General features: G+C 35.0%; 17 protein-coding genes, 2 tRNA genes and 4 pseudogenes. 11 read left to right on the top strand and 12 right to left on the bottom strand.

Annotated elements, in window-relative coordinates:
- Positions 1-213: 213 nt before the first annotated feature.
- The gene (locus I6L50_RS32275) at positions 214-1,119 is read left to right on the top strand and encodes an Rpn family recombination-promoting nuclease/putative transposase (RefSeq protein ID WP_219304109.1); all 906 of its coding nucleotides are present in this window, start codon (positions 214-216) and stop codon (positions 1,117-1,119) included.
- Positions 1,120-1,486: 367 nt separating this feature from the next.
- Here I6L50_RS32275 and I6L50_RS32270 read toward each other — a convergent pair whose 3' ends face one another.
- Together I6L50_RS32270 and I6L50_RS32265 are read right to left on the bottom strand one after the other, a co-directional pair.
- A complete protein-coding gene (locus I6L50_RS32270) occupies positions 1,487-1,837 on the bottom strand; it encodes a hypothetical protein (RefSeq protein WP_219304108.1) in 351 nt (116 codons plus the stop codon).
- Between the two features lie 443 nt (positions 1,838-2,280).
- Positions 2,281-2,493 carry a hypothetical protein gene (locus I6L50_RS32265; RefSeq protein WP_219304107.1) on the bottom strand — a complete coding sequence of 71 codons (213 nt, stop codon included), beginning with the start codon at positions 2,491-2,493 and terminating at the stop codon, positions 2,281-2,283.
- A 513-nt stretch (positions 2,494-3,006) separates the two neighbouring features.
- On the opposite strand from I6L50_RS32265, the gene I6L50_RS32260 reads away from it, so the two are divergent.
- The 3 genes from I6L50_RS32260 (at position 3,007) to I6L50_RS32250 (ending at position 4,179) form a co-directional block, all read left to right on the top strand.
- Positions 3,007-3,228 carry a hypothetical protein gene (locus I6L50_RS32260; protein WP_219304106.1) on the top strand — a complete coding sequence of 74 codons (222 nt, stop codon included), beginning with the start codon at positions 3,007-3,009 and terminating at the stop codon, positions 3,226-3,228.
- 149 nt (positions 3,229-3,377) lie between these two features.
- On the top strand, positions 3,378-3,713 hold the full coding sequence (locus tag I6L50_RS32255; protein WP_219304235.1) for a hypothetical protein: 336 nt from the start codon (positions 3,378-3,380) through the stop codon (positions 3,711-3,713).
- A 178-nt stretch (positions 3,714-3,891) separates the two neighbouring features.
- Positions 3,892-4,179, top strand: a complete 288-nt coding sequence (locus I6L50_RS32250; protein WP_219304105.1) for a hypothetical protein — start codon at positions 3,892-3,894, stop codon at positions 4,177-4,179.
- Between the two features lie 46 nt (positions 4,180-4,225).
- On the opposite strand, the gene I6L50_RS32245 is transcribed toward I6L50_RS32250, so the two are convergent.
- The 6 genes and pseudogenes from I6L50_RS32245 to prsA all read right to left on the bottom strand — a co-directional run bounded on the left by I6L50_RS32245 (position 4,226) and on the right by prsA (position 10,878).
- Entirely contained in the window at positions 4,226-5,179 is a 954-nt protein-coding gene (locus I6L50_RS32245; protein ID WP_219304104.1) for an Rpn family recombination-promoting nuclease/putative transposase, read from the bottom strand.
- 438 nt (positions 5,180-5,617) lie between these two features.
- On the bottom strand, positions 5,618-5,926 hold the full coding sequence (locus tag I6L50_RS32240) for a hypothetical protein (RefSeq protein WP_219304103.1): 309 nt from the start codon (positions 5,924-5,926) through the stop codon (positions 5,618-5,620).
- 206 nt (positions 5,927-6,132) lie between these two features.
- Positions 6,133-6,840 (bottom strand): IS6 family transposase, encoded by a 708-nt coding sequence (locus tag I6L50_RS32235; RefSeq protein WP_219304102.1) that lies wholly within the window; start codon positions 6,838-6,840, stop codon positions 6,133-6,135.
- Positions 6,841-7,522: 682 nt separating this feature from the next.
- Positions 7,523-8,569: a P1 family peptidase gene (locus I6L50_RS32230; RefSeq protein ID WP_307897090.1), complete on the bottom strand. Its 1,047-nt coding sequence runs from the start codon at positions 8,567-8,569 to the stop codon at positions 7,523-7,525.
- A 364-nt stretch (positions 8,570-8,933) separates the two neighbouring features.
- A pseudogene (locus I6L50_RS32225) lies at positions 8,934-9,918 on the bottom strand (transposase); the annotation flags it as partial.
- Positions 9,919-10,023: 105 nt separating this feature from the next.
- Positions 10,024-10,878, bottom strand: a complete 855-nt coding sequence (gene prsA, locus I6L50_RS32220; protein WP_219304233.1) for a peptidylprolyl isomerase PrsA — start codon at positions 10,876-10,878, stop codon at positions 10,024-10,026.
- A gap of 686 nt (positions 10,879-11,564) precedes the next feature.
- Between prsA and I6L50_RS32215 the strand changes: the two genes are divergently transcribed.
- Positions 11,565-13,211 (top strand): peptide ABC transporter substrate-binding protein, encoded by a 1,647-nt coding sequence (locus I6L50_RS32215; RefSeq protein WP_219304100.1) that lies wholly within the window; start codon positions 11,565-11,567, stop codon positions 13,209-13,211.
- 333 nt (positions 13,212-13,544) lie between these two features.
- Positions 13,545-13,618 (top strand) — tRNA-Ile (locus I6L50_RS32210).
- A gap of 347 nt (positions 13,619-13,965) precedes the next feature.
- Here the strand turns inward: I6L50_RS32210 and I6L50_RS35300 are convergent.
- The 3 genes and pseudogenes from I6L50_RS35300 to I6L50_RS35910 all read right to left on the bottom strand — a co-directional run.
- A pseudogene (locus I6L50_RS35300) lies at positions 13,966-14,135 on the bottom strand (DDE-type integrase/transposase/recombinase); the annotation flags it as partial.
- Between the two features lie 712 nt (positions 14,136-14,847).
- Positions 14,848-15,219: a DUF1304 domain-containing protein gene (locus tag I6L50_RS32200; protein WP_219304099.1), complete on the bottom strand. Its 372-nt coding sequence runs from the start codon at positions 15,217-15,219 to the stop codon at positions 14,848-14,850.
- Between the two features lie 648 nt (positions 15,220-15,867).
- Positions 15,868-18,687, bottom strand: a pseudogene (locus I6L50_RS35910) (Tn3 family transposase).
- 109 nt (positions 18,688-18,796) lie between these two features.
- Between I6L50_RS35910 and I6L50_RS32190 the strand changes: the two are divergent.
- Positions 18,797-19,354, top strand: coding sequence for a recombinase family protein (locus I6L50_RS32190; RefSeq protein ID WP_219304098.1), 558 nt, complete (start codon positions 18,797-18,799; stop codon positions 19,352-19,354).
- 357 nt (positions 19,355-19,711) lie between these two features.
- Positions 19,712-19,785 (top strand) — tRNA-Ile (locus I6L50_RS32185).
- Positions 19,786-20,270: 485 nt separating this feature from the next.
- Here the strand turns inward: I6L50_RS32185 and I6L50_RS32180 are convergent.
- A complete protein-coding gene (locus I6L50_RS32180) occupies positions 20,271-21,038 on the bottom strand; it encodes a C39 family peptidase (protein WP_219304097.1) in 768 nt (255 codons plus the stop codon).
- 315 nt (positions 21,039-21,353) lie between these two features.
- Here I6L50_RS32180 and I6L50_RS32175 point away from each other — a divergent pair.
- The 3 genes and pseudogenes from I6L50_RS32175 to I6L50_RS32165 form a co-directional block, all read left to right on the top strand.
- Positions 21,354-21,602, top strand: a pseudogene (locus I6L50_RS32175) (transcriptional regulator); the annotation flags it as partial.
- A gap of 1 nt (position 21,603) precedes the next feature.
- Entirely contained in the window at positions 21,604-22,044 is a 441-nt protein-coding gene (locus tag I6L50_RS32170; protein WP_219304096.1) for a DNA mismatch repair protein, read from the top strand.
- A gap of 100 nt (positions 22,045-22,144) precedes the next feature.
- A complete protein-coding gene (locus I6L50_RS32165) occupies positions 22,145-23,908 on the top strand; it encodes a SulP family inorganic anion transporter (protein ID WP_219304095.1) in 1,764 nt (587 codons plus the stop codon).
- The last annotated feature ends 48 nt before the right edge of the window (positions 23,909-23,956 follow it).

The raw sequence follows: 23,956 nt of genomic DNA, 5'->3' as shown, positions 1-23,956 counted from the left end.
TAAATCAGTGAGGATAGGTACATATACAAGAAATTATATAAAATTTCACGTACCATAATATTTATAAAAACAAAACACATCAAAAATAACAACAAGGGTTGCTTCTTCTCTCCTTCCTCCGCTACAATAGATCTATACTTTCTTTGCCCCTTCCCCCAAAAAAGGGGACTAACAAAAAAGATAGAATATGAAATAAGAAAGGTGACTCACTCTATGAATCAACCTTTAGTCAATTTACGAGTCGATTTTGCGTTCAAGCAATTATTTGGTGTACAAGGACAAGAAGAATTACTGATTTCTTTTTTAAATGCAATCTTGCATGAATCCTTATCTACACCGATTGTATCCTTAAAAATTGAAGACCCACATTTACATAAAGAATATGAGGAAGATAAATTATCCATACTAGATATATTAGCTACACTTCAAGATGAGACCAAGGTAAATGTGGAAATCCAGTTACGCAATACACAAGAGATTGTAAAACGTTCCCTGTATTATTGGAGTAAATTGTATACATCTCAATTAGAGCAAGGGATGCCCTATCGTTCTTTACGAAAAACGATTGCGATTAATCTATTAGATTTTGATCTCTTTCCTCAATATGATGACATGCATACAGTCGGACAATTTTGGAGTCAACAACACAAGGAAGTGTTACTCGAAGATTTGGAAATCCATTTCATTGAAATTCCGAAATTGCTACAGCAATGGAGAGAAGAAAAAATTAATCCGTGGGAAAATGAATTTGCTCGTTGGTTACTTTTACTACCAGCACATGAAGATGAACATTTAACCCACACGTTGGAGGATATAGCCATGAAACAAGACCCGATGTTGCAAAAGGCAATCCACAAATGGGAAAATATGAGTCAGAGTAGCTCTTTCCGTCTCGCATATGAAGCACGGGAAAAAGTGTTATTTGATGAACAAGCGAAATTAGCACATGCTCGTGAGGTTGGTATAGAAGAAGGGAAACAAGTTGGGCTTCAAGAGGGTATGGAAAAAGGGAAAATCCAATTAATCCGTGGCATGCATAAAAATGGCATGGATATAGAAGATATTGCAAAGTTTACGAATATGGATATGTCGGAAATACGCCATATTTTAGACAAGTAAAGTGAACGATACACTTTTTCAAAAGGTTAGATGATTCTTCAGGGCCATCTGTACCTGAAGAACTAATACCAAAAAAATAAATATTCAGAAAACATAGACCGAATGAATTCAGCTATGTTATAATTAGCGTAACCGATATACTGTACTACCTTTTTCTCCCTGATTTGTTATACAAATCAGGGAGCTTTTCGTATGTTTCATGTTCTACGGTCTTTTTATTAGTAGACCCCTATACAAGAAAAGATTGCCTAAAAATATAGTTACTTACTAGAAAAAGAAAGGAGTAAGTATATACCATATTGTTTTTATATAGAAATACAAGTGAACCTTTTCAAGAGATATGCTTCTTTTATATTATTCTATCTCATCAATGAGTTCTTTTCAATGATTTACTCGTATGATAATCCATGACTTGTATTAGGATATCTGCAATACATTTTCCGCTTTCAAAGATAATTTGATTCTTTATATATGCATCTATATATTGCCCTAATCCTTCACTTAATATCACTTCTATTTCACCATTCTCCAGTATTTCGCCCGTTAAAATGGTCGGATATTTACTCAGTGAACGATATAAACATAACGTTTCAGCTAAAGATGCTACCAATGGTCGTAACTTTTCTTCATATACTGGGATCATATCCGCAGCTATTTGTTCATTTAAAACAAAATCAATTCCATTCTCCTTTAAATCAAATCGATATAAGAAAATCATATACATAGCACGTCCTTTTGCACTTCATGTGTAATAAATGGTAGGTAATAGAAAATTGGGGACATGATTCTACTTAATTCCCCAACTTTCTCGACTGAATTTCAAAAAGGTGTATTTTTATTATATAACTGTATGGATCAACTTTTCAATTTATTATTTCATTTTAGCTGGATATTTCCAATCTCGTTTACCTTTTATATTCGAACTTTTTTTGTTTCTTTGCTTCTATTTGATTGTTCCATTTTTTTCGTACAGCTCTTTTTATTGAAGTACTATGAAAGGGATTTTACACGTTACCTTGTCTCAGGGGAGGTCTACAAGCGAAAAAGACGGTCAATATTGAACCGTCTTCTAAGAAATAAAATGCAAATGTACATTCATATATGACAGCTAAAAATCATATAGAAGACCATGTGTCATACTTAATAAAATGCCCATATGTTTTAACAGCACTTCTCTTTCATAGCTTTCATCATAGACATAGTAGAAGTCATCATTTCATCACATTCATGCATTGTATTAATCATAGCTTTATCCATGTTTACATTCATGTGCATCATGTTGTTCATCATCATCTTCATACACTTCATTTCACACATCATTTTTTCCATAGACATCATCATATTTGTTGTACCTACCATCATTGTTTTTTCCATTTTAACACCCTCCTACATTTTTAAACTTTTTTTATCTAGCAATTATAAACATTCTTTTTCTTTTTACAAATACCTCCAAATTTATTCCTAGATAGATATTGATAAATAATTTCTAGTTAAGATAAAGAAACCCAATATAAAAAGAATCATCTTTTCGTGTGAAAATATTCCATATTGTGCGATTTTCTTTTTACGGTCATGTTTCTCTTATGCAAAGAATAAATCTCTTGTTCGTAAACGTACACCTTTACAGATAATTAAATAAAAAAGAACAGACTATTGAAATAGTCTGCCCATAGGTAACAGATGAAATGAAAGTTACTCAAATGTATAGTATAATAAATTTCTAAATAATAAAAGGTATTAACAAAAAAAGAACGGTTCTATTGGCATAGTCCGTCCTTTGAGAAGGAAATAATGACAGTTATTCTTCTCAATTATACCTGTTAAAACAGAAAATTCAATCTATTTCATATTGAGAAAATATTCATCTTCCGAAATAAGGTGGTTGTTATGAATAAAGGCGATGCCATTTTAAGATTGCTATCAGAAATTAAGTTGGAACTTAAGGAAGTAAAAGAACAGGTGGAACAAATGCAAACAAAATTAGATACATACGAACAACAAAATCAAGTGAAGAACAAAGTAGAGCAAAAGAAATCAAAACAAAAAACAAACATAAACCCTGATAAAAAAGATAAGCCAGATTGGAAATATCCAGCTAAAATGAAATAACAAATTGAATAGTGACTTCCCCTGATATATAATGAATATATACCATTCTTTTATTCAGTTGGGGGAATGAGCGGATGATACAACAGTATACGATTCTTATTCTCTCTTATATCTTCACACATCATATGAAAAGGGTGTGCTATGTGTATATGATTTTCTTATATCGATTTGATGTAAAAGAAAATGGCATTCAATTTGTTTTAAATAAACAAATTGCTGCTGATATGCTTCCACACCATGATATTCTATTGAGACCATTAGTGACAGTATTGGCTGAAACCTTACAATTGTATTGCTTGTTAAGTAAAGAGCCGACCTTATTAACGAGTAACATGCGAGAAAACGGTGAAATAGAAGTCATGTTAAATCAAGAATTAGGACAATGTATAGACGGGTATACAATAAATCACATGATTTTGAAAAATGGCAAACGAATTGCGGATATTTTAATAGAAATTCGGAATGCTTATACCATATACCACTAAACTTACAGGAATAGTAATACATATATGAATTTCAGTTATAAAAACAATTGAAAAGAATGTAACAGAAGAAGTGTATCGTTTGAATTGCCAGTTTTCCTTTTCTATTTTTCCATAGTAACATGAAAACTATCAGTAAGTTGGATACACATAGATATAGAAGACAGGAGAGGGATTATACGTGGACAAGTCATGGTCTGGTAATTCTACACAATTGTTACAAGAAATTGATTGGGAAATGAGCAGAATTGAATCGATTTTTCAGCAGGTTTCTATAGATGGTTTGATAGAAGAATCATATGAGATTCACGAGATGCTTATAAAAGTGTCTCAGTTATTGCTCATCTTACAACAAGACCTCAAAATGACACCACTGGCAAAAGGACTAAGTTTACAACTCCAAAGTATACAGGAACAGTACAATCGGTTGTTTAGTAAGGGAGAAATGAATCGTCAATGTCCTGAATAATCAGACAATAACAGAGAGACATCCCACCGCTTGAGATGTCTCTCTGTTATTGTTCCAAAATATGGCGTACATCCGACAGGTCCATATTCGTAAATTTTGCAATATCTTCGATATCCATGCCGTTTTTATGCATGCCACGGATTAATTGCTCTCTTTCGGCTAATTTTCCTTTTTCCATGCCTTTTTCTATTCCCTCTTGAAGCCCTTCTTCTTTTCCAACTTTTTTCCCTTCTTCAAGTCCTTCTTCTCGCCCTTTTTTCTCTGCATATTTATATTTAGAGGCTTCATCAATGAGTGTCTTTTGTCTTGCTTCGTATAGCATACGGAATCCAGGATCTTGACTCATCTTTTCCCATTTTTGCATTGCATCTTTTAAAATCGGGTCTCGGTTCATGGCGATCTCCTCCAGCGTATGCGTTAATTGTGTATCCTCATTGGCAGATAATAAGAGTAACCATCGTACAAAGTCGTCTTCCCACGGATTGACTTGTTCTTCTTTCCATTGCGTCATTAATTTTGGGATTTCAATGATGTGCAATTCTAGATCATCTAAGAGTAACTTTTGTAACTCGATATCCCACAGTTTCCCTGTTGTATGGAACGTTTCGTATTCTGGAAAGACTGGAAAGTTCAAAATATTAATCGTAATTGTCTTCCGTAGCGTATCATACGAACTCCCTTTTTGCATTTGAGAAGCGTATAAGCGACTCCAGTAATACAAACTACGTTTCAGAAAATCATTTTGGTCATTCAATTGTATTTCAATTGCAATTTGGGTTTCGTCATCTAAAGTTGCTAATACATCTAGAATAGACAACTTGTCTTTTTCATATTCCCTATGCATATGTGGGTCTTCTATTGTCAGCGATTGAATTGGTGAAGAGAGCGAAGAGGCTAATGTCACGTTCAAAAATTGCATTAAAATCTGTTCATTTCCTCTTGTTCCAAATAATTGCTTAAAAGCAAAATCGACGCGTAAATTCACTAAAGGTTGATTCATAAAGTGAGTTACCTTTCTTAGTTCATATTCTATCTTTTTTGTTAGTCCCCTTTTTTGGGGGAAGGGGCAAAGAAAGTATATATCTATTGTAGCGGAGGAAGGAGAGAAGAAGCAACCCTTGTTGTTATTTTTGATGTGTTTTGTTTTTATAAACACTGTGATACGTGAAATTTTATATAATTTCTTGTATATGCACCTATCCTCACTGATTTATATCCCTTTCTACCTTGAATATTTACTACCCATCTTTTCATCCTCTTATCTCCTTGTATGGTCGCTCTTTTCCTTTCAAGAATTAAACGTATTCAGAATCTCCTTATCTTTCGTTAGAGAGGAATCTGAGCGTTCGTTTTTCATCCCTCTCGACTAATAAATTGGATGCAATAACCAATTTCGAGGATATTCAAGTAGGCAGAGCATTCTCCTGTGCATCCTGAATTACATGTGAATCGTCAAATGAGACGAACAGTAATACACCACTCGGTGTCTCAACTCTTCATACGTGTATAATTTTTGTTTATCAAATAATTTCGGATGCTTCTGTCTATAGTATCCGAACAATTCTTCTCCATTTTTCCGTATACGATACCGACGTGCTTGTCTAATTGTACCTGGGATTTCTTCAGGAGCAAACTGTTTGAGTATTTGTAATGCTTGTGAAGATGGGATTTCTTCCCCTGTTACATATGCATGGATAAAGATAATTTCTTTTATTGTTATATAATTGTAATGTGAATTCCCACTCATAGAAAAATCCCCTCCTCGGTCATTATTTTCATCCGTACATGACTAGGCATATAAATGAATCTATCTATCTATCTGTTTAGCCTATCAGTATCTTCAGCGTCGACTCGATAAAATACTTCTAATCCTTTTCGCTCATATGCTACGGGGTTCTGGTGCAAAAAGATGATAAATAAAAAAGAATCAAGGATTCCTAATGGAATTACCTGCTAAGCAGTTAATCCAAACAGTTGGTTGATAAAAATATTCTGATTTTGGACAGACTGGTCCTGTAAATCAATTTGTTCTTTTTTGACCATATGCATGGCTTCAACACCACTCAATATAGAGGCTGATGTTTTGTATGATTTAAATCCCAACATAGAACGTATACGTTTTTTAATAAAACGATGGTCTTGTTCTACTATGTTATTTAAATGTTTTATCCTTCGGATTTTAGTGCCTATTGGAATCCTTTTTTCTTTCTTCAACTGTTCGATAGCAATTGGATAAGCAGGGTTCTTATCAACCGTGATGATACGAGGTTTTGAGACATGAAAAGACCGCAAGACTTTCTTGAAGAATCGCTTTGCAGCCTTATGATTTCTCGATTTACTTAGATAAAAGTCAATTGTGTTCCCCTCAGAATCAACAGCACGATAAAAGTACATCCACTGTCCTTTTACTTTTATATACGTTTCATCTACTCTCCAGGAGTCATTCGTTTGTTTGAGGTGACGTCGAATTCGCTTATCTAACTCCGGTCCATATTGATGTATCCATCGCATAATAGTTGTATGAGCCAGGAATAACCCTCGTTCCTCCATCATTTCCACTAAATCACGAAAGCTGAGGTTGTACCGTAGGTACCAACGTACAGTTAATAAAATGATGTCTGGTTGATAATGTTTCCACTTAAATAAATTCTCCTTTTCCATACTGATCACACACCTTTTATAGAGCAATACTATCAGTATTTCCAAGTTTGATAGACCATTTTCATCTACTTCAAAGTTTTTGCACCAGAACCAGAAAAAGACTGTCTTTGATATTATGGGTGTTGTCTATGAGTATAGTGGATATAAAAAACAAAAGAAAGCTGCATAGTGAAAAAATGAAACCTGTTAGGGTTTATTTAGTATGCCTATTTTTAAGGACATCAAATATTTTAAGAGCTTTTTAGTTTATATGAAAAAAATTCATTTTATTTCCGTTCTTAAGTTGATGGGCATGCGGCTGAACCCCTAGTAGGTTTATTAGCTGATTCTATTGCTATCAGCTCTTTTATTGTTAAATTTACTTAATTTTGGACAAGCCTTGTAATAAGCAAGGCTTGTTTATTTTAAAAGTGGTTTTTCTTTTTGAGATTCATAAGAATCATTGAAATTTAAACGTCTAAATAGATTTGTATTTAGAATTTTAATATTTTTGGATCAATCATATATTGCCATGTTTTTTAGTTTTTTTATTTTCTCTAAGTTTAGTAATTTTACTTATAACATCTTTTAATTCATGTTCATGATTCTGGTTCATTATAATACAAGTAAAGCTTGTTATCACTGTTGGGAAACAAAGTTTATGTCTAGTATTAGCAGACATAAACTATTGATTTTTATATATTTAATGTCTATGTTTGGCCGCTTTGACTCCTCGTATAATGGCTTGTTCCAATACTACTGCTGCAGTTGTACCTATTAACGTTATGGCATTATCACCTGTTAGACCGCTGGTGTCGGTACCTGTGGCAAGACAGAAGACTGTGTCACCATCCTGCTGGATGTGTACGGGAGAGATGGCTCGAGCCATTCCATCGTGCGCAAGTGTCGCTACCCTGCCTGCCTCTACTTTGGTCAATCGAGCTGTAGTAGCTATTACCGCAATGGTCGTGTTTCTATTCTGGATGGACATCGGAGGCACGCCTTCCAGGAGTGCCCGGGTTTGGTTAACAAAAGTATCATCTGGTCGTAGCGCTCCAGCGATGATATGATTATGATCCCAAATGTCTCCAATTGCGTTAACTACCGCCAGTGCTGCTACAATAGGCCCACCTGGGATTTTCCAAGAGGCAGTTCCGACTCCGCCCTTCATCGGTATACCGTAAATTTTTCCGACTGTCGCACCTGCGCCGGCACCTACGCTTCCTTCGGCTACGCGTCCCGTGTTCGCAGCTTGACTGGCAGCATAGCCCAATGCCGCGTCCGGTCTATGGGAACCTTTTGCGTAAATTAAGTCGTTGATGACTGCCGCAGGCACTGTCGGTAGCGGTCCGGCCTCTGTTTGGACACCGAAGTCTCTTTCAGCAAGCCAATTCATTACTCCTGTCGCTGCCGACAGACCAAAATTACTGCCGCCTGTGAGGAGAACAGCCTGCACTACATCAGTCGAAGTACCTGGTCGAATAGCGTCAGTTTGTAATGTCCCCGGTGCCCCTCCTCTTACATCTACGCCAGGAACAGCCCCTTTCGGATATAGAATCACGGTGCAACCTGTACGACCACATTTATCCTCAGCATGCCCCACACTGATACCAGGAACATCTGTAAGTCCTCCTTTAAGTTCGGTTACATTTTTCTGTCCAATCAAGCGATCTGGACTTGGGCCAATCGGCTTATTAGCGTTGATACATTTGCAATGTCTGTGACCACACTTCCTACATTGCTTAGACAAATAAAACATCTCCTATCCATATTAAATTACTATATTCTATTATTACTTAGAAATTTATGCGTATCCTAGGTATTTCTCTCTTTTTATATTTATATTAGGGTTTGTTTTTCTCTATGCAATGGTCAGGTAGTATTTTTTGAGAAACCAACTTAAAAAATCTCCACCTTTCCTCCATTGTATAGAGAAATTTGGCTGTTTTTGATTCTATCACCAAGCTGAACAGATCAAAAACAAGGGGAAAAAGAAAAAAACACCATTATTAATGGTGTTTTTTTCAGAGTGTTGGGAAAGCCTTTAGGGTTCCCAACACTCTGCAATCCTTTTTAATTTTAGTGAATGAAAACAATATAAAATAATAAATTTTAGAAAAATAGCCCTCCACCAGACTCTTTTTGGTTAGGTGAAGGGCTATTTTTTCATATTTTGACAAGCTGCGGTGAGGTAAGCTTGCATTTGGACAAACGTCAGCCTTCGAAACCGAGCATATCGATAGCCATGTAGTTTTTTGGCATCCGCAAAGATTCGCTCTATAGTTGAACAGCGTACTTTATACAACCTTTTCCCTGTAGCTGTTAGTTTGTTTTTTCTAGCGATATCTTTATATTTTTCCCATATATGATGAGTGATAACTTTTTGTTTTTTTGAAAAACATACCTCACGTAGCGGACAAACAGCGCAGTCTTCTGGATTTGATTTATATTGACGATATCCTTCGCGATCCGTTGTACTGATACGAGTTTTTTTAGTAGGGGTATCACTTTCCTTTCTAGGTTTTACTTCTTTTTTCCATGTACCTCAAATCTTCGATTACCGCAGCTTCTAGTTCATCTATATAGAACTTTGCTTTTTCTTTTTTATATTTATATACAAATTTATTTTTATTGGCATTCGCCTTAATGTGTGTAGAATCTGTCATCAGCGCACGTCCCCCCCCCCACCATACGGTGCTCGGTCGCTTGACTCACAATTTCATCAAAAATTTCTTCGAAAATATTCGTATGAATGAAACGAGTACGGCGATTCCAACTGATTGTAGAATGATCTGGAATTGTATCTGATAGAGAAAAACCTAGAAACCAAAGGTAGGCAATATTCGTTTTAATCTCCTTTTCCAATTGGCGCTCTGAACGAATACCATAAAAATATCCGATAAACATCATCTTAAATAAAACGATAGGGTGAATTGACGGACCACCATTGTTTTCACAGTAATAAGGGCGTAACTTTTCCACAATAAAATTAAAACTAATTGCCGCTTCAATCGCACAAAGGAAAGGGTCTTGCGGAACTAATTCTTCTACAGAAACGGATACACGCTCATCACGATGATTTTTTAAAGCCCCCATCATAAAAAATCTCTCCTTTACCTCTTTTTTATCAGTGTTGATACATAAAAAGAGGTTCAGACACAAAAACAGGCTGTGGAGAAGACTTTCTCCACAGCCCAAGCTTTTTCACGATTTCTTTTCGTCTTGTTTCGTATCCACTTTTGGTTCTTCGAAAAGATTTTTTAAATCTGTATCCTTAACTTTTACATCCGCTGCTTTTATTTCTTTCATCGTTACCTTATTCATAAATTCAGGATTTTGTGCTTTTTCTTGTACAAGTTCTTTTTTAATGTCCGCTTTTGCTTGATCGAAAGTTTTATCCGCATTCGTATCTGTTATTTTAATAATATGGTAACCGTGTTGTGTTTTTACTGGTTCACTTATTTCCCCCTTTTTCAGCTTATGAGCGGCTTCATCGAATTCTTTTACCATTTTACCTGGCCCGAAAAATCCTAAGTCTCCATTTTTTTCTTTTGAACCTGGATCTTCAGAATATTGTTTCGCTAACTCTTCAAAAGATTTACCTTGTGCCAGTTCTTCTTTCACTTTTTTAGCAGTTTCTTCGTCTTTTACAAGAATATGACTAGCCCTAATTTCAAGTTTATACTCCTCATATTTTGCTTTTAGGTCTTTCTCTGTAATTGCTTTTTCTATCGCTTTTTCTTGAGCTAAGGAAGCACGAACTTTATTTTTGACGGTTTCTTCTTTTAAACCTTGTTGCTTTAATAACGTATCAAATTGTTTACCATATTGTTTTTTCATTTCATCGTATTTCTTGTCCACATCTTTGTCTTCAACTTTGTAGTTTTTAATAAACACTTTTTCCATAACCATGTCAGGTAACACTTGTTTCCCAGCTTGTTGCTTCATTTGAGTATAGAACTCTTCTTTTGTAATGTCACCGGCTTTAGAAGTAACCACTTTGTCTGATGATGCTCCACATGCTGATACAAGTAGGACACTACTCATGACAGCGCCCATAAAAATATGTCTTTTATTCAATGGTATATCCCTCACTTATCACTGTAAATTTATTTGTAGTTGAGTATATCAAATCCTATAGAATAAAGATATTATTTTTTAAAAATAAGGTTGCTGACTAAGGACTTTGAGACGTCTTCTGCCTAAGAACAGCCCTTTACACATACCTATCTACATACCTATCTACATACCTATCTACATACGGGTTCATCCAGAGAGTTTGTCTTTTGTTGATCATATGGCATACCCTTCTATTTCAGTCAATATTTTTTCACATGAAGTGGCGTACTATGTGGTAAGAATCGCTCACCCTTTAGCGCCCTTAATTATCGTAACAGGATACACCTCGTTTCTTTATCATTTCGACTCCATTTTAAAACCGCAAATTATACTGAAGGTCCCCTCTAAGAGTGAGTCAAATACTATCAGAGTGATTATATTTCCATTTAAACATATTTTTTCCTTCATACGGATTTACACTCTTTTTTAGGATACGAATATCCGTATGGGAAAGTGGAAGAAATACATTTAAAATTGTTTTTATTTTTGCAACAGAACCTCTCAAAGGTACTTATAATTGGATTCACAAATATTTTCAGATGGATACATAAAGCAAAAGGGACTAGCCAATATTAAAAAAAACTGAATTCGAATACGGCAAAAAAATAGAAAGAAGGAGATACAAAATGAAAATATTTTATTCTATAATACCTGCTTTGACACTATTGTTAACATTAAGTGCTTGTTATGGATCAAAAAAGAGTGAAATTTCATCTGATACCCAATCCACAAAAAAGCAAGTATTAAATTTATCTGAAACGCAAGAAATTCCAACAATGGATGTTTCTAAAACAACCGATTCTGTATCTGCGCATATATTAGGGAATGTAATGGAGGGTTTGTATCGACTTGATAAAAATAATACACCTATACCAGGTATGGCGGAATCCTACAAGAAAAGTGATGATGGAAAAACATATACATTTACTATTCGAAAAAATGCTAAATGGTCAAATGGAGATGCTGTTACAGCACATGATTTTGTATTTGCTTGGAAGCGTCTTATAGACCCAAAAACAGCGGCCGAGTATGCATTTATTGCTTTTCCACTCAAAAATGCCAAATCCATAAATGAAGGGAAAGAACTCCCTGACACTTTAGGTGTAAAAGCACTTGATGCACAAACCCTTGAAGTACAATTAGAAGATCCGGTTCCATATTTTCTTAACTTAATGGCATTTGCTTCTTTCTACCCTTTAAACGAGAAAATTGTCAAAGAAAAAGGAGATAAATACGGATTAGAAGCGGATACCGTAGTTTATAATGGACCGTTTATTATGTCCAGATGGAAACATGAAGAGGGATGGACATTGCGAAAAAACAATGCGTACTGGGATAAAGAATCTGTGCAACTTGAAGAAATTAACTTTAACATTGTAAAAGAACCTACTACCAAAGTTAATTTATATGAGAATAATCAATTGGATCGAACTTTATTAACATCGGAACTAATCGATAAGTATAAAGGAAGAAAAGGAGAATTTGGATCTTATTTAGAGACTAGCACTTATTTTTTACAATTTAACCAAAGACGAAATGGACAAGATACAGTATTTAAGAATAAAAAATTGCGCGAAGCTATTGCATTATCTATAAATAAAAAACAGCTTACAAACGTAATATTAAATGATGGTTCGAAACCCGCCGATTACCTAGTTGCAGCAGGTTTAGCAATAGGACCTGACGGAAAAGATTTCCGTGAATCTTTTAAAAATGGACTCTCATTAGATAAATCAAAAGCACAAACGCTCTGGGAAGCATTTAAAAAGGAGACAGGGAAACATACCATTCAAATTGAATTATTAAATTATGACACAGGGAACCAAAGGAAAATCGGAGAATACCTAAAGGACCAAATTGAAAATAATTTGCAGGGAATAACAGTGAATACAAAGCCTATGCCGTTTAAACAAAAATTAAAACTAGCATCTGCCCAAGATTACGACTTCAGCTTTGCTGCATGGAACCCTGATTATGCAGACCCAATGACCTTTATTGATATGTTCGACAGTAAAAGTTCCCTAAATCAGATGGGATATTCTAACCCACTATATGATGAAATTGTTAGAAAAAGTAAAAAAGAATGGCTATCTGATCCTAAAAAACGTTGGAATCAATTAGGTAAAGCTGAAAAAATGCTACTTGAAGAGGATGTTGCTATTACACCTCTATTTCAAAGTGGGAAATCTTTTATACAAAAACCTTATGTCCACAATATTTATCATCATAACATAAGTCCAGAATATAGTTATAAGTGGGCCTTTATTAAATAGTAGTAGAAAAGCTAATAATCAAGCTGGTCGATGAAGACACATGAAATCTTTTTAAGTTACTACTTCATGTATTCTACCCATTGATATAATCTGCGGGTTTTACAAACAAATTTTAAATTGAATAACAAGAAATTTATTAATAATTCTAGGGTATCTGCAACGTTTTTTTGCATTTAACAAAGGTAAAAAATATATATTTATTATTTTTATAAGTATGGTATAGTTACATGGATCTTATTTATTTTACTTTTATATTGTATATGCAATATGTATTATAAAATTCTTTATCAGTAACAAAGAAAAGAGCACTCGAAAAGGTGCTTTTTCTAAATCGGACCTTTAGCTCAGCTGGTTAGAGCAGATGGCTCATAACCGTCCGGTCGTAGGTTCGAGTCCTACAGGGTCCATTTTAATATTTTTAAAGTAGTGTGGGATAAAATTTGTTTCCCATCACACCGTCTTAACTGTTTCATCTTGCTAAGTAAGGGACTTTTTAATATGTATGGAATTCTTGATACATACCCAAAATTACCCTAGTTTATATTTTTTGAAAATAAGGGTATACTATTCCTAACACGCATAAAATAGTTGGAATAGACAAATAAGATACCAGATTGGGATAACTGGTACCTTATTCATTCTCAGCTATAAAAAGGAGTTTCCGGTATCGGACACTCCTTTTTTAAGTAATTAAAGTTATTTATAAACAAATTTTCAAGTCAATTTCACGAGAACTTCACAAGATTCTGTTGCAAAGTTGGATATCTAAGGTGTATTCGTCTTGATCAATCGCACGATACAGGTAATACCACTCTCCTTTGACTTTGATGTAAGTTTCATCTAAATGCCAAATATGTTGATTTATTTTTCTTCTTCCACATTTGGATAAATCAAATCTCCATATTCATGTACCCAACGTATGATTCCATAATCCATCGCTTCTTTTATTGAATGTGGAAGGGATATCCCCCCTATATCTGCCATCACAAAGCATAGTTGTCACTTTTTCGAGAATATTTATGTCATTCTCGTCTACTTTCCGCCAAATCTGATAATAGGTACTTCGGTTTTCCAATGTGGAAAATCACTCGGTAAATTGCGTCATTGGCAGCCTGTTGTAAGTAGATTCAGGATGGACGAGTCCTTTTCGTGCTTTTTCTAAATCCTCTCGAATCAGTTCACGGTATATATTACTTGGATAATTGTGTATCATAGGGATCCTTTTTTGTACGAATATATCATAGATTCTAAATGGGTTCTTAGAATACGGGTTTTGTCACTTTCCACTTGTTTTTGCCACCAATCTTGTAATTTTTTTATTATACCGAGGATAGTTGTGGAGTGGGCACGTCCGAAACAACGCTCATCCTTGTTCTAAGCAGCCATTATTTTCTCTCCCGTATAAAATTCCAACTTTGGTTTATACTATCCATAGAGCTAGCAAATAGCTTATACTATTGGAAACTGAGACCAAGTCTTATAAAGTTCCTTCCTTTAACTGAGCAGTTAGCTTTTGCTAGCTGCTTTGTTGTGTTAGTTCTGTTGCAAAGTCTTCTAAGTGAAATTAAAATGGAAGAAAAATAATTCGAGGAGCATGATGCATGACATATTTTAAAGGAAAACAGTTTTAATTTTATTATATCACAGATAAAAGGGCAAGCAATGCTAAGATAGCTGGAAGTCCTTGTTTTACAATGATTGATTTATCGGATGTGAAACCACCGAATATAGCTGCCGCTACCACACAAATTACGAAGAATAATTGAACCATATAACCAATGGGATTAAGCCCAAGTAAAAGCCCCCAGATGAGACCTGCGGCTAAAAATCCATTATATAAACCTTGATTTGCAAACAGAATGGCTACGTTTTGGTCACCTTCTAAATGTTCCGGTAATTTGAAAGTACGTTTCGCCATTTTTGAATCAATAAAAAACATTTCGAGGATCATGATGAATAAATGCTCTAATGCAACAATCCCTACTAAAATAGCTATGGTTATTTTCATACTATTCTGTCCTCTCTTTATATAAATTTTTCGTTTATTCAGAACGAAACGTTTGCATAAAAAAACGTATACGCTCTATGTTAAGACTTATTAACAGCCAGATCTATTGTAACTACTCTTTGATATTACGTCAATGGAATAAATACAGAAAATTCAAATTATTCAGTCTTAAATTTGTATATACTTTCTTTTTCTGTAGGTAATAAATAGCCATTTGCTGATAAATGAAGGTTCTGGTGTAAAAAGAAAAACGCTTTGAAAATGTCCTTTTAAACTTTGTACCAGAATCGTAATGCACCCCCTGTTAGTTTTTTAATAGTTAATTTTTGATACAAGATTTCATAATAGATTGGCTCTCCTTACTTAATACTTAATTATAGATTTTTTGAATGATAGGTGACATAGTCTGTGCTGGAATGAATGTTGGCATGGCCTTTGTACATACATACACGTACATGATTTCTTATATAAATTGACGTTTAATAGCTTCTAGCTTGATAGGAGAAGCTATTATTGTCAGATAGATTTCTTGTATAAAAAGAATATACAGATTAGATATGGGGGTTTCTTGCCCATCGCCTCCAAAAGGTATATTAAGGAGTACCTCTCAGAACTTTATTGGTTTAAGAGGTACTTTCTTTTCTCATATCACTCAAATGAGGTGTGGTTTTCTGCTGTGATTATAGCTTTTGACTGTGCTAATTCTTGAATGATCTCATCCATGTTAATCATTTCTTGGTTACTATGAAATTCGTAACGACCGTAAAGATTGATATGCTGCTACGCCACCGGAGAAATCTGTTTCAACATGTCTGAACTTTGTCCATTTCTCTCCCTGTAAGTCAGCATATTAGACAAAATACTCGCATTGTAATAAATGATGCAATTCGTGATACGACAACTGCATTCCCTCCATATTTGTTGGTCTTGTTCTGTTTTAAAACATAGCTTCCAAAAATTAGCACACGATACTACTTTGCATAATTGATGATAGCTTTCACCTCGATTCAATGCCTTTTGTACATTACGACGTAAAGGCGAGGAATCGATATACTGCAAGACATATAGGTTTTTAATGATGTTGTCATACTCCCACAAGGCACGCTTGGTTCCGGGCATAAGAACTCAATTTCCTGACAATTATACTTTGTGTCGTGCTTTTAAGGGCAAGTGACAACATGATACGTTGAATATTTTCCCACTCTTCTATAATCAGGTTCATGTTGATTTTTCGAACAGGTTTAATCCGCACATCATCATCATATTGACTGGGATGTTTGAATCCATAAAGAGATTTACTGACTTTATCATGAATATCCTTGTAACGAGGCACAAACTGATAACCGAAAAAATGGAGAATGGCAAAGTTCACTTCATTCGTCCCGTGCGTATCTGTGGAATGTACATCTGGTTGAACATCTGTAGTGTTATTGTAAAGAATGTCAAATACATACTGGCTTTCATATTCATTCGCTCCAATGATTCGAGCATTTACAGGAATATGATTTGCTACCATCGTGTAAGAAACAATCCCTTTTCTCAGCCCGAAGTGTTTAGGGGAATGACGAGCATTAATCGTATGAATACCTGTTTCAGCTTTTCGTCCATCGCTACTGGAATGAATAATTTCGTCAATATTGTAATGTTGAAAGATAGGCAGTTTAGCTGTAGCATTACTGACCCGATCATTTGCTTCTTTTAACGTTTCTAATCGAATAAAGTTATCCGATGTGGAAATAAGAGTGGAATGATTCATCGATTCATTATCACGAACATATGGGAGTGTCCAGTGACTATGTGAGCCACGTTTTTTAATCTGAATATATTTATTTTCTCCAGATGCAATATGGTGGTTCACCTTTGTAATACGAGTTTCAAGTTCCTTCTCAAGCCCTGTTAAATGGACTTGAATCGGTTGATTAAAAATAGTTAGACCATTCTCAGTGAGTAAAATTTCTTTTTGTTTCCACTCTAGATCGCTGATGGGATCATCCTCAAACCTGCGAAATCGGATACTATCCCGACAAAAAATATCCCCTGCGTCTAAACCATTTCGTAAAAGTTGATAGACGAAAAATTCATAGCGATCAGCCTGCAGCACTTTTTGTCCTAAAGAATTTAATTGATAGATGATGTATCGTTTCATTTCATCCCGTTAGGGATAAATTGTTGAGGAAACGTATCGGAAGGATACTTTCCTAATGGCTTATTTTTCATACAAGCTTTTTTCATAAAATGGACAGCTTCCATCAATGGATCATGAGCAGAGGTGGCTAAGAAATCAACCATCAAAAATACTGGACGCAGAGATCGTTTAAATTGATATTGGTGACGATTTGATCAGCTATGGCTGCCAATTTTGGACGTTCCAAGATGGTAAAAGCTCGATCTTTAATCTTCTGAAAAGGAGTATCTGCAGGAATTTGATCATCAGTGAATAGGTAAAGTACTTCTCCTACTTTCTTTATATTCTGGTTTCTTTCTAGATGAGATTTGTATACTTGTTCCTTTCCTGCCGATTTCGCTTCATCCATGTAGTGTCTTACTCGATATGTAAACGTATGGATTAGATTGTCATGCATCCGTTGATAGCGATGGAAAACAATACAAATAACCAATCCATGCATTTAATCGTTTCAGTTTATAAACAGAGTAATAATCTACCAAGGAAGCATAGTATTTGATACTCTCGTTAGAGATAACAAACTTGGTTAGCAATTTTTGAGCGAGTTGATATAAATTTTGTATTTGTTTTTTTCGATCCATCTCCTTCTTAATTTCAGTGATACTAAAATCTTTCGGTTCGTGTTTCAGTCGGGTGATTTCATATAGACCCGAAGAATCTTCTAACAATCGCTTCAATGCCTTGATAGTGGGTGGACTCAGTTGATTTTGAAACATTCTAACTAAACGGCTTTGTTCGTAGGTAATGGCTTTCCCTATCATTTTTTGCATAAAGCTGTAACCAGGGACAATAATCCGTTGTTCGGATAAATAATTCATCATTTCACGGAAAATATAAATGGGCTTACTACAAAATGTGGCAGACTTACGAGCCTTTTTCTCTAACAGGCACCGTTTTTCAGCATCACAATTTTGGTAGTTGAACAGTTCAAGAATGAATTGTTGTTGTTTAAGTTTAGTAACTTTACCAATGGAACTAAGGTCAGTGATTTTGCTATCATTGAAATATTTCTTTAAAATATGTCGCAAATCTTCCGCTACTTCATGGAGATCAAAGGTAAAAAATAAACATTTCGCTTTAAAATAGCCGAGTTGTAGGATGAAGTAAGCCTTAGATTTTACAGAGCGGAATGTTGCTCACAACTCTTTTTCTGGTTGAGTGAGAGAAAAATACTGACAGCGATCTTCGTAGGTAAAGCTCGGTATAGAATAAATCGTTTGTATTTCATTTTCATTAATAATTCTCAAACGCTTTTGGTTCGTTGTGTTTTTTGGGATATCCATAATATTTATCCTCCCTATGACAGAGCATATATAGCTTGTTAAATTACCTAAAATCTAGAATTTAGAGAAGTCTTTAGGAACCCCAATTTTCCTAGTCTAGAACGCTCGCGTGTCCGCTGCACATCAAGATTTAGAAATACAAATCGAAAAATTACAACGATATGGTGTCGATAAGCTATTTTATGAAAAGATATCAGGTAAGAATGTGAATGACCGTACAGAATTTAAGCAGCTAATTGAAGTGGTGCAACCCGGTGATACGGTAGTTAGTTACAAATTGGATCGAATGGGACGATCCATCTCGTACGTGTTGAAAACCTACGAGTCTTTTTCGGAGAGGGGGATTTATCTTGTTTGCTTATCTGAGGGAATTGACACACGTAGGAACAAGGATATTATGACCAAAGCAATGGTTACGCTGTTGGGGCTGTTCGCGGAAATGGAACGTAATTTTATTCGTGAGCGGATGATGGCCGGTAAGCTCAGAGCGAGGGAACATGGAGTAAAGTTTGGACGTAAAGGAAAAAACAAGGATTTAGTAGATCATGCCATTGATCTTTGGAAAACGAGAAAGTACACGATTAAGCAAATCGAGAAAAAGACGACTGTAACAAAATCAACATTATATCGTGAGATTGAAAAACGTGGGCTAATGAAAGAATCTTAACTTCGCTGTATCTATTCTTACGAATAGAATCACTAAAATGTCTCTGAATCGAGTAGGGAAGACTGATTCAAAGACATTTCCTTTTATGGAATAAATCCTTAATGTACCTTTTGGAGGGGATGGGCAAGAAACCCCAATTTATTTTCATATGACCCCCTATTTTTCTTTTGGTTTCCATATCCCATGTAGTAAAATATAATTGGATGGGAGTCCAATACATTTTGTAAAAATTGAAGTGGGTATCAAGTCGGAGAAAGGCATTCGTTAGGGTGTCTTTTCTTTCTATTCAAAATAATATATACTTATTTCGGTATAATTCATTATCGCGATTGGCTTGGAAAACTAATCGCTTACCATGGACCTTTAGCTCAGCTGGTTAGAGCAGACGACTCATAACCGTCCGGTCGTAGGTTCAAGTCCTACAAGGTCCACTTATTATCAATTCTTATTTTCTCAAAAACTAATAAATAGATATATGACATAATTAATTCGAAGCTGTTGTATTTGTCATGGTTAGCTTGGAAGACTAACAACTTACCGGATTTCATCAATAAAGAAAAGGTGCTCATTTGAGTACCTTTTCTTTATACCAGGGATCAGGAGCAAACCGTTTAGTTGGATAATTAACTTCATAGTAATACATTCATCCCTCCACTAGCAAAACAGGAAAAGCTTATTCTCCCCCCTAATAAAGGTAGAAAAAAATCTCCATCCACTTAAAATTTTATAGCGCCCCTCCCCTAGAACCAAATTTTGTGCTAACTTGCAACAAAAAAGCACATTCTTTCGTTTTAGGGTTGATTTGTTTTCTTAACTTAATAAAAAAATCCACTTTTTCATAAGGGCAATCACTTAGCGTACAAAATTCATGTTCTTTACTTTGGGCTCTTATAGATATTAAACAAATTTGAATTCGTTAACGATACGATAAGGCTTGTTTTCCCAATGCATCCCCAGATTGAATGAAAGGTTCTTGTTTTACCTTATGCGCTTTTTTTCCGCTTAAAGGATCATTAATATAAATGTACCCACCCTCAAAACCTATAAGTACAACAGCGTGTAAATCCAGAAGAGCTGTGATTTGTTTGTTCCCATGTTTCCAAGACTCCCATCTATCCGGAACTTTGTAATCTCCGGTTGTCCAAACCACTACAGGTTTATCCATTTTGATTTGAGCTAGCACATCATTAAAAGCTTTTCCTGTTAAGTTCACTGTGCGATTTGGAAGATAACGTTCCATCAATTCTTGTAACGGTTGGACGTAGACAGCATATCCCTTAGTTTTACCCGTTATACCTCCAACAAATCCTTCTTTAGGATTCCCCCATTGAATGATGTCTCCGTTTTTATTCATAGACAGCGGGCTATTATCTTTTTTGATACTGTTGGCTAACTGCATTTTATTCACTTTAATACCAGCGTACTGTAATACCATCGCTAAGCTCGTAACTTCGCATCCGTATTTCAATTCAGGTTTTTGAGATATTAATGGCACGTCTAAAATGACCTTTTCTTGTACTGAAGGAGCTGGGGATTGAAGTGGTTCGTTTTGGGATGTAGGATTTTTTGTTAATTCAATAACTTCATGTCCAACGTTAGACCCATGCTTTTCAACTGGAGATTGTTTTGTAGAACAGCCCGCTAAAATTGAAAACAGAACATACAAAATTAGAAGTCTTTTCACGTCATTCACCTTCTTTATGTATTTCGATACATGTCATAATATCTCATTACATATCGTTTTTTATGAATTGTGTGCTTTAATTTCTCATGAAAATATTCAATACTAATGTAACTGATAGTAGGGTATAACCAAAATACGTGTAAAAACGGGGCATAGTATTACAATATGTACCTAATAATAATTTACCCATATGGATTCAAATGTTTTTATTGAAAATTGTAGGTTCTAGAAGTATCATATACATATTCAAACATTCGAATATGTATATGATACTTTTGGGTCTTTAATTATAAATAAGTAGGTGTTTTAATGGGAAATGAAATGCAAACCATCCTTAACAAGGAAGGTTCAGCTGTTTCTCAACAGTTAAGTGTACTACGTTCAAAAAACATTGTTGTTGGTACTAAAGATGGAAAACGAGTTTTATATTCTCTACGAGACCCTATGATTGTGGATTTACTGGTAGTTGCACGGAAAATTTTTAACAACCATTTAATCGATACGATTTCAATGTTAGAAGAACTAGATGAAACAGAACTTGAAACGATAGTTAAGGAGGATTAGGTTGAGCATTGAAGTTAAGAAAGAAGATATCATCCAACATGGGATTGAAATTTTCCACTCAATAGGAGCTCATCATGTTTGTAAAGTTTGTATTAAAAGTGGGAATTCTTGTTGTTTTTCATGCCAGCATTTACAAGATGGCGTTGGATGTCAAAAAAGAAATACAGCTTGTACAGCTTGGCTATGTGGGATTCAAGATTTTTTATGCGATCAAATCGGATTATTAGATGAATGGAATCGTTTTTGGAGTGAAATCCCAGGACAGATGTTTCGTAGAGATATTACTCCAGATAAGGTAAGGATTACATCATTTATTGATACGAAGAAGCTAGATAGTCGAGCCGGAGAACTTCTAGCGGAAAGGTTGAAATCCTACGTACAACAAGGTGGAGATGTAGGTAAATTAGATCGTCATTTAAGAAAAATGTATAGTAAATATTAGGATAATGTTTTCTCTTGTGAAAATGAAAATCTCCTCTATAAAGGAACGAGAAATACATTTGTAATCCAGATTTATTATAAATAGAAAAGAAGGGTTTGTAATGAGAGGGTTATTTACGGGAAGGTTTGAAGGATATTCATTGGGACATTTTCAAAAGGATCTTCTGTCAGGAATGATTGTCGGAGTTGTTGCGATACCGCTTGCTATGTCTTTTGCAATAGCCTCTGGTGTTAAGCCAGAGTATGGAATTTATACAACATGTATTGCTGGAATACTCATTTCGCTATTTGGTGGTTCAAAGTATCAAATTGGAGGACCTACAGGTGCCTTTGTTCCAATTCTTTTAGGAATTGTCATTACCTATGGATATGAAGATTTACTACTTGCTGGTTTATTAGCTGGAATTATTTTATGTCTTATGGGAGTTTTCAAACTAGGATCTTTAATTAAATTTATTCCACGTCCTGTAACAATTGGTTTTACGTCAGGTATTGCTGTCATTATCTTTACGGGACAAATTGCTAGTTTTTTAGGGCTAACAGGTATAAAAAAGCATGAGGAATTTATAGCAAACCTGCAGGAGATCTTTACTCATATTAGTACCACCAATTTTTATAGTGTTATAACTGCTTTGATTTGCTTTTTCGTTATGCTCATCACACCAAAAATTTTACCCAAAGTACCTGGTTCATTAGTAGGGGTTGTAATTTCAACTGTCATTGCAACTGTATTTTTCTCAGGTTATGTTCCTACTATTGGCACAGCATATGGCACGATTCCAAATACACTTCCTCAATTTGATATACCAGAAATCACAGTAGAGCGTATCAAACAATTGATTGGCCCTGCATTTGTTATTGCAATGTTGGGTGGTATTGAATCTCTTTTATCCGCTGTCGTGGCAGATGGTATGACAAATAGTAAGCACAACAGTAATAAAGAGCTGATTGGTCAGGGCATTGCCAATATTGTTACCCCATTATTTGGAGGGATTCCGGCAACTGGAGCGATCGCTCGAACAGCAACCAATATTAAGAGTGGAGCTACATCTTCGATGTCAGGAGTTATTCACGGGGTATTTGTGTTATTCACACTTCTACTATTAGCTCCATATGCATCACATATTCCACTTGCTAGTATGGCTCCCATTTTAATGGTGGTAGCGTGGAATATGAGTGAACGAAAACATTTTGTTCATATACTTAAAATGAAGACAGGAGATTCCCTTGTATTATTGGTAACATTTTTGCTTACTGTATTTACTAGTTTGACAACAGCTGTGGAAATCGGTCTTATTTTAGCTATTATTTTGTTTACAAAACGTATGAGTAATATGCTTATCATATCGAAAGTACTTCCTGATCATACAAAAAAGAATGAAAAATTGTTACCCCATGTGGTAAATAAATCTCATGATTGCCCACAAATTAGTATTTACACAATAGAAGGTCCGTTATTCTTTGGGGCTGCCCAAACATTTGAACAAAATATTTTAGCGACCATTCATTATAAACCCAGAGTTTTAATTTTACGTATGGGCAAGGTTCCATTTATTGATACAACAGGAGAGTCTTACTTTAGGAATATTGTTCAGCATTTTAAAAAGCAAGGTGGCATACTTCTCATTTCAGGAATTCAATCCGAGTTAAAGACAACTCTAGATAAGAATGGATTGTACGCTGAGATTGGGGGAAAAAACTTTTTTGATCATACCGGGGAAGCTATTAACTATGCTTTAGGACATCTGAATACAAAAAAATGTATAGGGTGTAAGCATTTCGCTTTTCATGAATGTATCGAGCTTTCTCAGCAATCTCAGGAAGCAAATACAATAAAGAATAAAGTAAATGCATTAGATTTATAAAAAATTCACTTCACATACAAAGTTTGTTTGATTTGATCTACTCTTTTA

The sequence above is a fragment of the Bacillus sp. FDAARGOS_1420 genome (assembly GCF_019344915.1).
GTDB lineage: Bacteria > Bacillota > Bacilli > Bacillales > Bacillaceae_G > Bacillus_A > Bacillus_A mycoides.
This window is presented reverse-complemented; position numbering and strand designations above follow the sequence as displayed.